The 13,845-nt window shown below is 44.1% G+C and carries 11 protein-coding genes; 2 read left to right on the forward strand and 9 right to left on the reverse strand.

The genetic code is table 11. The features are described 5' to 3' along the window. Nucleotides 1-655: 655 nt before the first annotated feature. Genes Q0230_RS13065 through ndk form a run of 9 tightly spaced genes read right to left on the reverse strand, consistent with a single transcriptional unit; the run spans nt 656 to nt 11,011 of the window. Nucleotides 656-2,749 carry a monovalent cation:proton antiporter family protein gene (locus Q0230_RS13065; protein WP_298610590.1) on the reverse strand — a complete coding sequence of 698 codons (2,094 nt, stop codon included), beginning with the start codon at nt 2,747-2,749 and terminating at the stop codon, nt 656-658. A 21-nt stretch (nt 2,750-2,770) separates the two neighbouring features. After that, the gene (gene der / locus Q0230_RS13070) at nt 2,771-4,177 is read right to left on the reverse strand and encodes a ribosome biogenesis GTPase Der (RefSeq protein WP_298610591.1); all 1,407 of its coding nucleotides are present in this window, start codon (nt 4,175-4,177) and stop codon (nt 2,771-2,773) included. A gap of 10 nt (nt 4,178-4,187) precedes the next feature. After that, a complete protein-coding gene (bamB, locus tag Q0230_RS13075; protein WP_298610592.1) occupies nt 4,188-5,342 on the reverse strand; it encodes an outer membrane protein assembly factor BamB in 1,155 nt (384 codons plus the stop codon). Between the two features lie 8 nt (nt 5,343-5,350). Further along, the gene (locus tag Q0230_RS13080; RefSeq protein ID WP_298610593.1) at nt 5,351-5,974 is read right to left on the reverse strand and encodes a tetratricopeptide repeat protein; all 624 of its coding nucleotides are present in this window, start codon (nt 5,972-5,974) and stop codon (nt 5,351-5,353) included. Between the two features lie 45 nt (nt 5,975-6,019). Further along, nucleotides 6,020-7,294, reverse strand: a complete 1,275-nt coding sequence (hisS, locus tag Q0230_RS13085; protein ID WP_298610595.1) for a histidine--tRNA ligase — start codon at nt 7,292-7,294, stop codon at nt 6,020-6,022. Between the two features lie 3 nt (nt 7,295-7,297). Next, on the reverse strand, nt 7,298-8,656 hold the full coding sequence (locus tag Q0230_RS13090; RefSeq protein WP_298610597.1) for a helix-turn-helix domain-containing protein: 1,359 nt from the start codon (nt 8,654-8,656) through the stop codon (nt 7,298-7,300). A 32-nt stretch (nt 8,657-8,688) separates the two neighbouring features. Beyond that, nucleotides 8,689-9,423, reverse strand: coding sequence for a type IV pilus biogenesis/stability protein PilW (gene pilW, locus Q0230_RS13095; RefSeq protein WP_298610598.1), 735 nt, complete (start codon nt 9,421-9,423; stop codon nt 8,689-8,691). A gap of 15 nt (nt 9,424-9,438) precedes the next feature. Then, nucleotides 9,439-10,548, reverse strand: a complete 1,110-nt coding sequence (gene rlmN, locus Q0230_RS13100) for a 23S rRNA (adenine(2503)-C(2))-methyltransferase RlmN (protein ID WP_298610599.1) — start codon at nt 10,546-10,548, stop codon at nt 9,439-9,441. Between the two features lie 28 nt (nt 10,549-10,576). Next, nucleotides 10,577-11,011: a nucleoside-diphosphate kinase gene (gene ndk / locus Q0230_RS13105; RefSeq protein WP_298610600.1), complete on the reverse strand. Its 435-nt coding sequence runs from the start codon at nt 11,009-11,011 to the stop codon at nt 10,577-10,579. 206 nt (nt 11,012-11,217) lie between these two features. On the opposite strand from ndk, the gene Q0230_RS13110 reads away from it, so the two are divergent. Both Q0230_RS13110 and Q0230_RS13115 read left to right on the forward strand, forming a co-directional pair. Then, nucleotides 11,218-12,858, forward strand: coding sequence for a hypothetical protein (locus Q0230_RS13110; RefSeq protein ID WP_298610601.1), 1,641 nt, complete (start codon nt 11,218-11,220; stop codon nt 12,856-12,858). A 593-nt stretch (nt 12,859-13,451) separates the two neighbouring features. Further along, on the forward strand, nt 13,452-13,745 hold the full coding sequence (locus Q0230_RS13115; RefSeq protein ID WP_298610602.1) for a hypothetical protein: 294 nt from the start codon (nt 13,452-13,454) through the stop codon (nt 13,743-13,745). Nucleotides 13,746-13,845: the final 100 nt, after the last annotated feature.

A 13,845-nucleotide genomic window follows, 5' to 3' on the forward strand; every position in this document is an offset into this window, starting at 1 on the left:
TTATTCCTAATTGCAGTAATTGCAGCTAGCTGTACGGGACACGATTGTAAACATACTGTGTTTATAACCTGACTCACTGGTTGTCCTGTCCAGATGCCATCCGTTGTGATCCTTCACGCGGAGGTCAGCATCCACGCTGTAAAAGTCATGTATAGCCCTGATGCTTGGAGCCACAAGCTTCCTGTTAGACTCTAAATTAAGTGATAAGTTCTTCGTGTTGTCCTTAACCTAGAGCCTTGAAACTTAAGGGCTTTACCCATCAGATACTCAGCATGCGTATTAGTCATTAATGACTTTTTTAAAATTTTCCAATATCTATTTATGCTTCAAATTCTGCTTCTTAGTTCTGCCAACAATCCTGAGGAGGTTTGCTTGAAAGTATAGCGCGCCCGAAATGTATAACAGTGCTTAATTAGCGTGAATTTTCAGCAAAAAAATCACTGGAAACCACTTACTAAACGCATAAGCTGACTAAAAGAGTACCACGGTCTAGAAATTATTCATGAAATGCTGGATAGGCGTAGATTTTATGCAGATAAGTGGAGTAGATTGTCGACTTCTAGCTAGTAAATCCTGAGTTACAAAATGCTTGTTTAATGAACATATTGTATAAGAAATAATAAAAATATATGAAAAAATAAAGCAAAATGGAAATTTAAGTGTCAGTTTTAGTTAAGTCAGCCTCTACTTGAGCTAAAACGGGTGAGCTAACCACGCTTACTGGGTCTACCGCTAACTTAGCTTCTTTATCTTTGGCTTCTTTTTCTTTGCGTTCGCCATGAATCTTTTTCTCAATTTCCTTAAAACGATCCGCTTTGCCTTCAATAATTAAGGTATCGTCCGCTTGTAAGATCATATCTGGAGAGGGTTGGTCACCACGAATTTCTCCACGCTTGAGTGCTTTTAAGGTAATACCCATGCTTGCTAGATTTAGGTCGGCAATGCGTTTACCCACCGCTTTATCGGTCTCTAATAAGACAATACTGTGTAAGAAGGTTTCTGACTTACTGGTAGCCTTTTGTGGAGTACCGTGGAAGAAGCTTTTGAGTTGCTTATAGCCCTCAATCCGGATGCGACCAACGACTTGCTCAATTTCTTCATTAGGCAGCTCTAATTTTTCTAAAACGCGGCGTGCTACCATAACGCTGGCTTCGAGCGACTCCGGCAACACTTCAGTAGCACCTAATTTAACCAATGCTTCCAAATAGGTATCGTCACGTGCACGTACTACAATCGGGATATTCTTATTCTTTTTGCGCGCTGCTTCAGTAATTTCCTTAGCGATTTCAGTGTCTACCACGGTAATGACCACTAGCCTAGCGCGCTGTATACCTGCCGCCATTAAAATTTCAGTACGGCTGGCATCTGCATAATAAACACTTTCACCCGCCTCCCAAGCTTCAGTAACGATTTTAGAGTCGAGTTCTAAACCTAGATAAGGCACACCTTGTTCTTCAAGTAAGCGTGCTAAACCTTGGCCGACACGACGATAACCGCAAATAATTACATGGTTATCAATTTCTTTGACTTCTTGGCGGAAGGCATGAGCATCTTTATAACGTTGACGCAAGTAGCTATCACTGAGGAGTTTACGAGTTACTTTATCATTAGAACGGATAATTAAGGGCGCAATCGCCATACTAATCACAATGGCGGCTAAATCAGCCTGTACTTCATCGGCAGTGAGTAAGCCATAGCTCAAAGCGAGCGAGAGTAAAGCAAAGCCAAATTCCCCCCCTTGGGCAAGCACTAGGCCAGTGCGTACGGCAATGCCCTTATTATTGCCAAACAAACGCACTAAACCACCGATTAAGACCGCTTTAAATACCACAATACCTAGTAATAGCCAGAGAATTGATAGCCACAATTCAGGGAGCACAGCGAGGTTTAATTTAGCACCTACAGTAATGAAGAATAAACCCATTAAAATATCACGGAATGGGCGAATTTCTGTTTCAATTTGGTGTTTATATTCAGTTTCACTCAGCATCATGCCGGCTAGAAACGCGCCTAAGGCTAAGGACATACCCAAAGATTGGGTAACCCAAGCAGAAGTCAGTGCTACCAGTAAGACGGTGATATTAAATAGCTCAACCGATTGTGCATTCGCAACTTTTTGGAATAAAGGTCGCAGCACATAATGTGCAGTCACTAGCATAATCGCTAAGACCAACATATTCCCAAAGGCATGTAGAGCCATTACGATAAAATCAGGATCAGCCTCGGTATTGTTGCTTAATAAGGGAATTGCAATGATGAAAGGGACGACCGCAATATCTTGAAATAGCAAAATTCCTAAGGCTAATTGCCCATGCCGCTCATGCATTTCACCTTGGTCAGTTAGCTGCTTGACGACAATTGCAGTTGAGGACAAAGCCATAGCCCCAGCAGCTACAATGGCACCTTGCCAACTGACATTCAGATAATTGAGCAAAATAAAACCAATCAGGGTGGAAAAGACCATTTGCAAACCGCCTAAACCCAAGACGGTGCGGCGCATAGCCATAAATTGACTGACAGAAAATTCAAGGCCAATCGCAAAGAGTAGGAAAACCACACCTACCTCAGCCATAAACTCAATAGAATTATTTTCAGGTAGCCATCCTAAAGCATTCTCACTGCTTAAGGCTCCAACCAAGAGATAACCGAGAATCGGGGGTAATTTGAAAGTACGAAACGCAGCCACAGAGGCTACTGACATGACCAATAGCAATAAGATACCTTGTAACAGGTTGGTACTATGTTCCACACTACCCTCGTGTGTTAGTCGTTATTTTTTCCCAGCAACAAACTTCATTAAACGTTTTTTCTTATGAATTTGCCGTGGTGTTAGATTGTTACGCCGACCCTCGAAAGGATTTTCGCCGGTTTTAAATTCAATTTTGACTTGAGTGCCAGTTAATTTCAAAGTTTTATGGAAATAATTAATTAAATAGCGCTCATAAGCAGGTGGTACTTTATCAGTCTGATTACCGTGAATCACCACTAGGAAAGGATTGCTGCCACCTTGATGGGCGTAACGTAGTTTAATACGACGACCACCGATTAGCGGTGGTTGATGCATTTGTACTGCATTTTCTAAAATACGGGTTAAACGTGAAGTCGGGACTTTCAGCATCGCTGAATCGTAAGCGGCATGAATCGATTTATACAATAAACCGACACCTGTACCATGCAGCGCAGAAATAAAATGCTTCTCTGCGAAATCTAAGAAAGGTAGCTTAACTTCAAGCTGACCCTTAATCCGATCGCGCTCATCACTTTCTAATCCATCCCATTTATTGATGGCTAAGACCAGTGCTTTACCCGCATCCAGAATTAAACCTAATAAATGGGCATCTTGATCGGTGACACTATCATGCGCATCGACAAGCATAATTACAACATGCGCTTCACGAATTGCATCAAGAGTTTTGATGATACTGAATTTTTCAATAGTTTCATTCACGCGACTACGACGGCGCACTCCAGCCGTATCAATCAAGGTGTACTGCTTGCCATCACGTTCAAATGGAATGAAAATGCTATCGCGGGTAGTGCCAGGTTCATCAAAAGCAATAACCCGTTCTTCACCTAAGATCCGATTCACCAAAGTCGATTTACCAACATTCGGGCGACCAACAAAGGCAATCCGAATCGACTGCTCTTCACCTTCCTCAGGCTCAAGGTTCTCATCAACTTCGTCAGTGGGGAAGTGGCTGAGAATGTCATCCATCATCGAAGTGACACCACGGCCATGCACTGCGGCGATACTATAAACTTCAGCAAAACCTAAGCCATAAAATTCGGCAGCGGCTTGGTCAGGGTCAACTCGGTCGGTTTTATTGATAATTAGAAATACAGGTTTACCTGTTACCCGCAACTGTTGAGCAATATATTCATCGCCGGCGCTTAAGCCCTCTTTGCCATCGACAATGAACATCATCGCATCCGCTTCTGCGACAGCGGCTAAGGTTTGACGTGCCATTTGCTCATCAATGCCTGCTTCTTCGCCGCTTAAACCGCCGGTATCAATGACTAAATAGTCACGGTCGAACATTTCACCTGTGCCGTATTTGCGGTCACGGGTTAAACCAGGGAAATCCGCAACTAAAGCATCACGGGAGCGTGTTAAGCGATTAAACAGGGTAGACTTACCTACATTTGGGCGTCCAACAAGGGCAAAAACCGGTCTCATTTACTCATCATCATTTCAGGGCATGAGCCGCTAACACGCCACTCTTGCCAAAAGTATAAATCACCTGACCATCACTGACCGGCGGAACTGTGTAACCAGCAGTATCACCCTGTAAACGTGCTACAGTTTGACCATTACTGCTATTAATCCAATGCAAATAGCCTGCATAATCGCCTACTACTAGATAGCTACCCAAAATAGTGGGTGCAGTGGGCGTGCGACGTTGTAAATCATCCATTTTCCAAATCGGTGCGCCACTTTGGGGATTAATCTTCCAGATATTGCCTTCAACGTCTGTGCTATACAAGCCATTCGCATCGGCATCCACGCCTGCATAGCTCGAATAAGGCTGTGACCAACCTAAAGCCCCATCTTGCAGGCGAATACCAGCGATTTGTCCATTGTAGCTCGCAGCAAATAGAGCTGAACCCACTTGTTTAATACGCCCATCAACATCGATAATTTTATCTAAATCGCTGCTACCCCGTGGTACTGAGAGAATCGCTTCCCACAAACCAGTACCCGTTTCTAAATCGAAAGCAGTCACTGTGCCATTATCAAAACCTGCAATCACTGCACCGCTAACAATTAAAGGTACACCTGCACCGCGTAAAGATAAAGCAGGGGTTTCACGAATTTGCTGCCAAACAATTTCACCGGTTTGCGTGGATAAACCGCTTAATTGCCCGTCACCTGTACGAAAGACGACGCGCCCTTTACTGGCGGTAGAAACGGATAAAACTTCACTATTGAGATGTTCAATCCAGCGCACTTTGCCAGTTTGACGATCTAGGGCAATGGCACTACCTTCACTAGTACCTAAAAAGACTAAGCCCTCACCGCCATTGACACCACCCGTCACTTCTTCACTGATGGGCGTTTTCCAAATGGAAGCTCCGGTACGTTTGTCCCAAGCACTAGCTGAGCCACCGCCCGCTACAATGACTAAGGCCTCATCCACATAAGGGTATAAACGTACATAGTCTTTATCACTGCTGCCAGTACTGACTTTCCATAAAGTTTGTGCATTGGCGGTGGCTTGAAGCGCTTTTAATTCTTTAGGTGGATTGGGATCTTTAGCAGGCATCAGATTGGAAAAGCTACTACAAGCGGTTAAGCTCGCTGCTAAAAATAGACCAGTAATCAGTGTAGCTAAAGATCTCATGGATGCGCTTAGGCTCCCTTGCCTAGATTATCAAGTTTAATCTTAATCAGTTCGCTAGAATTATTTTTTGCAGCCAGAATAGCACGTTCATAGGCTTTACGTGCATCCTCAGTTTTCTTTTGGGCGCTGTAAATATCGCCTTTGATTTCTTCTAAGATCGATTCATAAGACGCACTATAACTTTGGCTGGCTAGTTTTAAGGCTTCGTCGTATTTGCCCGCAGAAGCCAAAACACGGGCTAAACGCACGGACGCCACATTCTTTAAATCGACATCTTTAGTATGATCAATGGCCCAACGTAAAGCAGTAATTGCAGGCTCATATTCACCCTTTTCAGCATGCTTTTTAGCGGTTTCTAAAGAAGCTAAAGCTGCATAAGGGGATTTGGGGTACTCAGTTTGCAGTTCTTGGATAGCTTTCGCAGCTACCGCATCATCCGCAGTGGTTTGCAGGGTACTGTAAAGTGTTGAGGCACCTTCCATCGTTTTTATCTGGTATTTTTGCCAATATTCCCAAGCAAACAGGGCAGCAATCGCTAAAGCAATCCCAGCAACAACCGAAAGGCCATTCTCTTTCCACCACGCTTTAAGATCCTCGGCCTGTTCATCATCGGTCTTATTATAATCAATCATGCGTTAACCCCTTCATCTAGATGCTTCTATTTACTTATTAACTGTTTAATTAAGTTGACTAGCCAAGTATTGACCCAGCTCAGTAAGTTTCAAACTAACTTGGTTGGCTGTAGCGTCTTGCATCGGCTTAAAACCAATGGTGCCAGCTGCTAATTCTTGCTCACCTAAAATCAAAGCATAACGAGCACCGGCTTTATCCGCGCGTTTCATTTGGGTTTTAATACTGCCACCGCCTGCATTCACTTGCAGCTTAAGTTTTGGTAATTCAGTGCGTAATTTTTCTGCCAAAACTATCCCGGCCGAACTGGCTTGCTCACCCGCTAGTACTAGGTAAAGATCGGGTGCAGTTGCACTTAAAGCTTGTTCTTGAACTTGCATTAATTCCAACAAACGCTCCATGCCCATCGCAAAACCACAAGCAGGCGTTTCCTGCCCACCCATTTGACTGACTAGACCATCATAACGACCACCTGCACAGATAGTCCCTTGAGCGCCTAGCTCTTCAGTGATCCATTCAAACACCGTGCGCGTGTAATAATCTAAACCACGTACCAAACGTGGGTTGATCACATACTGAATACCCATTGCCTCTAGCATGCTGCACAGTTGCTCAAAATGCTGCTTAGACTCTGGGTCTAAATAATCATGTAAGCTGGGTGCAGCATCAGCAATAAGGCGCGTTGCAGGATGTTTAGTGTCTAAAATCCGCAAAGGATTACTATGTAAACGCTGCTTGGCTTCTTCGTCTAAGACATCTAAATGAGCGGAGAAATATTCAATTAATTTCTCCCGATAGATTGCTCTTGAAGTAGGTGTACCCAAAGAATTGAGTTCAAGCCGCACATTTTTTAAGCCTAATTCTTGCCAAAGGCGCGCACTAATAGCAATTAATTCAGCATCAATATCAGGGCCAGCAATCCCAAAGGTTTCTACACCGACTTGATGGAATTGCCGATAGCGACCTTTTTGGGGGCGCTCATGGCGGAACATCGGGCCAGTATACCAAATGCGCTGCTGTTGATTATAAAACAGGCCATGCTCAATTCCGGCACGCACACAGCTGGCCGTTCCTTCGGGACGTAAGGACAAGCTTTCACCATTCCGATCTTCGAAGGTATACATTTCTTTTTCAACGATATCGGTGACTTCACCGACTGCACGCTTGAAAAGCTCAGTGACTTCTACAATGGGAGTACGAATTTCGCGGTAGCTATAGCGTGCTAATAACTGGCGAACGGTGCTTTCTAAATACTGCCAAGCAGCAGATTGCTCAGGTAGGATGTCATGCATCCCACGAATCGATTGAAGAGTCTTTGCCATGAATTAGTTCACTGTAAAGCGCGCGACACTGCCACGAGTGTATTTAGCATGATCATAAGCCTGACCATTCAAATACAATTTTACCCCTGGTGCATTGCCAATTTTAAAGGTTAAAGGTGTGCGCGTTTTGAATTGTTTCCACGTATTTGGTGAGTTCAAGGATTCAAAGATCGCTTTGTTGCCACCATCTCTAATCTGCATCCAGACTTCCTGGGTAAACTCCATGCGTACTAAGACTTCACCATCAATAGGTTGCTGTGTAGTAGCAGTAGCTTCAGCCGGTTTATTGGGATCAACTGCGGCTGGTGTGGCAACAGCAGGATCAGTGGTTGGCGTAGGATTAGTACCCACAGCTGGTGTAGTTGCAGTGACTACAGTGCTGGTAGCTCCATTAGTAGGCGTAGGAGCTGGCGTTATGCTAGTAGTCGGTGTAGTTTCAGGTGTAGTTCCAGCTGTGGTAGTAGGATTAGTCGCTGTAGGCGTTGTCGCTGTTGAAGTGCTAACAGCCGTTGTTTCAGTTCCTGTCGGTGTGGCTGGATTAATAGTTGGAGCGGTTGCTGCTGGAGTCGCCAAGGCTAAAGTAGTTGGAGCACTAGGATTCGAACTAGCAGTTGTTGAAGTTGTAGTACTGGCAGCTGGGTCGGTCGAAGGTGGGGTAGTACTAGGTTGTACTGCTTCAGAGCTATTTACTGGCGCAGGGCTATCTTGAGCAGTAGTTGCTAAGGCTGGTGAGCTAATCGTTGGTACTGGGCCAGAAGCTGTCAGATCAGTACTTGTCCCTGGCTCAGGCGTAGTCGTGTTAGTAATAGGTGCTGGTTTAGAGGCCATTGTTGGTACTGAACCAGGTTGGGCGGCTGCGAAAGATTGCCAAGTTTGGCGAACCCACTGATTAATTCCCGGAATCATTGATAAGACACCAAGGAGTAGCACTAGAGCTACCAGTCCTAACATGCGAATAGTCGTCGGTGAAATACCTTGCTTATGCTGAACCCGTGTTAAGGAAATGGGAGGCGGTGTAGTCAATGAATCAGGGTCAGCACCCCGCAATAACTCATAAGTGCGAATCAAATCCTGTGGATCACTTTCATCTAAGCGCGCATAACTACGTAAATAGCCACGTACATAAGGTGGATCAGGTAATTCAGCAAAGTTTTCAGTTTCTAACGCCTTAATCATGGCAGGCGATAAACGCATTGCAATGCCGGCTTGGTCTTGGTCTAAATCAGCTCGCTCGCGACAAGCCTGCAATTTGGCGGAAAGATCACCCGGACGCACAATACCATCATCACGTTTTTCCACCACAGTTGGAGCAACTGCTTGCTCATCTGGTTTTACATCCATGTCTGCGTTAGTGTCCGTCACGCCCCACTCCAAAATACTTAATAGTTCAGGTTTCAGTTAGTCTGTTTAGCTTCAGCGCTATTTGGAAATTGCGCTACTAGCTTAGTCGCACACTCTTCTGCGGCGGTTGAATCATTTAATGCCCGATTGATCTTATAACATAAGAAGAGGGTTTCTGCTGTGCTCTGAGCGCGCTCATTATACCGATAAAGAAAAGCTTGTGCTTTGGCATTTTCACCACGAGCATATTCTAATTCAGCCATTTGGTATAAGGCGAGTGGGAAGTTTGGGTTACGCTCCAAAGCCTTACGATAATATTCCTCAGCCTGACCCGAGATTTTCGCACTCTGCAAGCACACTCCTGCATTTGTATAGGCAAACTCAGGCGTTTCATATAAAGGATCTTTCAAAGCAGCATTAAAGGCTGCAACCGCCGATTTATATTTGCCTTGCTTGCACAGATGCGAGCCGTAGTTATTCAGTAGCTCAGGATTTTTGCCATCCAACTGCATGGCACGTTTAAACAAACCATCCGCCTTCTGCATATTACCTAAGCGCTCTTGCAAGAGGGCAGAATAGTGTAGTGCATCCTTAGAGTTACGATTAACTTTTAAAGCTTTATCAAGATTTTCTTGGGCGAGCTCTAAGCGATTTTTTTGTAAGTAGCCTGCGCCCAGTTGTGCATAGTATTCTGCGGTTTCTTTCTTACTCGTGCCGCCGGAGCTAGCACAAGCAGATAGGCTAGCCGCCAGCACCATGATGGCTAGCGATTTAGTTGTTATTCTCATCGTTGTTATTTGCCCTTAATGCCCTTGTTCAATGCGGGCGAAATGGATCTCTCTGCGACTACGGTCATTCACTTCCCCTGCTAATTGACCACAAGCAGCATCGATATCATCGCCACGTGTTTTTCTAGTCATCACAGTATAACCGGACTCTTGCAGGATGTCGCGGAAGCGATAAATGCGATTATTACTGGAACGCTTATAGCGCGTATCAGGGAAAGGATTAAAAGGAATAAGGTTGATTTTAGAGGGAATTCCCTGCAGCAACGCTGCTAATTCACGCGCATGTTGCTCAGTATCATTCACTCCATCGAGCATCACATATTCCCAAGTAATATGCTTACGTTGGGTATCTTTCTTATCAAGGAAGCTTTGGCAGGCTGCCAATAAGTCCTTAATTGGATATTTGCGATTCAGTGGCACTAAGCGATTACGCAACTCATCATTCGGCGCATGTAAGGATACGGCTAAGGATACATCTAGTGTATCCGCTAAACGCCCCATCGCTGGTAAGACACCCGAAGTACTCACCGTTACGCGGCGACGGCTTAAGCCATAGGCATTGTCGTCAAGCATTAAACGTAAGGCAGAAACCACAGGTTCAAAATTGAGCAAAGGTTCACCCATGCCCATCATCACTACATTAGTGACTGCACGTTCCCCTTTGGGATCTTTTTGCAAGGTACGCTTTGCAATCCACAACTGCCCGATAATTTCCGCTACCGTCAAATTCCGATTAAAACCTTGGCGCGCGGTAGAACAGAAAGTGCAATCAAGTGCACAACCGACTTGGGAGGATACGCATAAAGTACCGCGATCTTCTTCTGGAATGAACACCGTTTCAATCGCATTACCATCCGCTAAGCGCAATACCCACTTACAAGTACCGTCTGCAGATTGCTGCTCCAGCACAATTTCTGGAGCACGAATCTCAGCATTTTCCTGTAAAAAGGCGCGCAGTGGTTTGCTAAGATTAGTCATCTGTGCAAGATCGTTGACTCCCATTTGATGGAGCCATTTAATGACTTGCGTCGCGCGGAAGGGTTTCTCGCCCACACTAGCGAACCATTCCTTCAAGGCTTCATGGCTGAAATCAAGGAGATTTACTTTTGCATTACTATCAGACACAGATGACCTTAGCCTTACTCAAAGAGTATTAACGAGTACGTGGGCAAAGATCACCGTCTTTACCGAAGAAATAAGCAATTTCAATCGCTGCATTTTCTAAACTGTCAGAGCCATGTACTGCATTTTCATCAATGCTATCGGCGAAATCAGCACGGATGGTGCCTTTGTCTGCATTCTTTGGATTAGTTGCACCCATCAGCTCGCGATTTTTCGCCACTGCATTTTCACCTTCTAACACTTGCACCATCACCGGGCCAGAGGTCATAAAGCTTACCAAGTCTTTGAAGAAAGGGCGTTCTTTATGCACAGCATAGAAACCTTCTGCTTGAGCTTGGCTTAAATGAATCATGCGTGCTGCGATGATTTTCAGACCCGCATTTTCAAAACGAGCATAAATTTGGCCAATAACATTTTTCGCAACCGCATCCGGCTTAATAATAGAAATAGTACGTTCGATAGCCACAGTGGCCTCCAATAAGTTTAGAGAAAATATAAAATTTTAGTTGGGGGCAGCATTGTAATGCTTGCAGGAAGCTTAGGTAAACTGGTTTAAATCGCACTTTTATGCAAAAAACAACACATTTAGTCATACACTACTTTATAAGCACGGCTCAAGACGCTAGGCTTAGTGCCAACTGAATGAGCTAAAAACATGAGGATATAAGGCTAATGTCATTACTGTTGAAACATATAGGGCTAAGCGTAGCGACGGTTTGTGTCGCTTTGGTTGCACCACTGGCTCTAGCAAATAATCAAAGCTCGCCCTTGGCATCGAATACTAATGAGTTGACTGAAGACGACTCTAGCGTCCCTTTCATTGATTTATTCCGTGCTGCTTTACCTTTTGAAGATGCACGTCCTTGGTTGACGGGCGCTAATGTGCAACTTGATGGGAATGGCTGGCCTGCACGTCTGAATGGCCAAATAGCAGGAACACGGTTTTTAAGCAATCTACCCGCACAAGCCATTCCAGGTGGGCGTTATACCGTTCTGTATGAGGGTCAGGGCAAAATTCAATACGGTGGTGATGCCAAAATAGTTGAAGCAGCTCAAGGTCAAGACACGATTGATCTGTTCGCAGGCGATGACAATAAATTTGATGCTACCTTGCGAATTGTTGAGTCTAACCCTAATAATTACATTCGGAATATCCGCATTCTGCCTCCTGATGGAGTCTGCACGAATAACCCTTACAAACGTGTGCCTAATGCAAGTGCTTGCCCTGGCAACTACCAAGCCTTCGTGCAAAATTACGAACAGCAAATTTTTAATCCTGATTATTTAGACTATATGAAGGATTTCAAATCGATTCGCTTCATGAATATGAGCGGGATTAACAATAATCCGCAAAGCTCTTGGAATCAGCGGCAAAAGCTGACTGATGCAACTTGGGGGGGTAGTCAAACTAACCGTGGCGCTCCGATTGAAATTCAGATCGAGTTAGCTAATCGCTTAAATGCACACCCTTGGTTCACTATCCATCATGCTGCGGATAATAACTATGTGACACAGTTTGCCCAATTGGTGAAGCAGCGTTTACGCCCAAACTTAAAGCCACATATTGAATACAGTAATGAAACTTGGAACTTTATTTTTCTCCAAGGTAACTATGTGCGCGATATGGGGATGGCACGACACTTAGACACGAATAAGAACCGCGCGGGTTATCGTTACTACTCAGAGCGTTCTGTAGAAATCTTCCGGATTTGGGAGCAGGTTTTTGGTGGCACACAACGTTTAGTGCGGATTCTTTCCGGCTGGACCATCAATGAAGAAGTTGCCGAAACTATTCTGAGCCACAAAGATGCTTACAAATCAGCCGATGCCTTTGCGATTGCCCCCTATTTCTTTGGTGATCATCAATCTATTCAGTTAGTACGCAATCTGGATGAAACCTTCAAATTAATGACGGATGATCAGTATCGCTATTCAATCAACAATCTACTCGGCTTCATTCGTAAGCAAAAAGCCATTGCTGACAAATATGGTTTACCTCTGATGGCTTATGAAGGGGGTCAAGGCTTGGTAGACTTCAAAACGACCCATGATATGCAAATGCCGAATCCACTGCTTTATCAAGCAAATCGTCATCCACGTATGGGGGCTTTATATACACAGTTCTTAGAAGGCTGGAAACGGGAGGGAGGAACTTTATTCGCACATTATTCTTCCCCACGCACGTATCGTCGTTACGGCTCATGGGGTAGTAAAGAGTATATCAATCAACCTTTAGGACAGGCTTATAAGCACCAAGCTTTGTTAAACTTTATTCGTAGTCGTCCGTGTTGGTGGGCAGGCTGTCAACAATAAGAGTTAGGGATACTAGCAACAAAAATGCCGCTCATTGAAGCGGCGTTTTTTTATAAATTTATTTAATTATTTTTTTAAACTCTAAGTATTTTTTGGTAATTTCCGTGATGGTTTTGTTTCTTCCAAAAATACTAATGCCAAGCCTCGACTCAATAAAACAGTTAACCCTCCGATCATTACCCCCCAAATAGTTAAATGCAGTAATAAGTTTAATAATTGACTCAGCAACTGTGGTTCAATAGTTAAACTATACTTAGCATGGAATTCAAATACATAGCTGAGTTCGCCACCTAAGAGTAGACCCACAGCAAAGTAGATAATCGAGCGAGAGTTTAGCAAGTTCATCTGGGTGTTATAGCAGGGGCAAATGCTGAGTTAATACACATTTAGACTGACTGGGTATAAATCCGGGATAAAATGTGCAAATAAAATGAATTAATGATTAAGCTTCAAACGCTTCTTTTTGATATGGCGTCTTATTGAGCAGTGAACGGGGAAACAGTGTTCACTTTAGGGCAACAAAATAATCTAAGGGGCATAACATGAATAACAAATCGATCTTGTTGAGAGGTTTTCTTGGGAGTGTGTTGTTAATGAGTTCATTAGCACAAGCTTCACCTATAGCTATCAAAAGCAGTATTAATGCTATCCAAGCGGAGCATACGAGAAAAATTGATGAAGGCTCTCGTACAGGTGCTTTGACTGAGCAAGAGCGCATGATCTTAGTCAATCAGCAAAATCGGATTAAAAGCATTGAAGCACGCTTTCGGCAAAACGGCTTACAAGCGAATGAACGGCGTCAACTATTGACTTTGCTGCGTTGGGCGGAACGTACTATTCAAGCTAAATTGGCGAATAATCAGCGAGTGACTGTGAGTAATCATTGACTACGCTAAACTTCAAATAGTTTTACCAGAGAGCAAATGCTTGCTTGATGAGCATTTGCTAGGGATAGCCTTTCATCGTGTTGGTTTGAATTTACAGTTA

The sequence above is a fragment of the uncultured Thiothrix sp. genome (assembly GCF_937876535.1).
Lineage (GTDB): Bacteria > Pseudomonadota > Gammaproteobacteria > Thiotrichales > Thiotrichaceae > Thiolinea.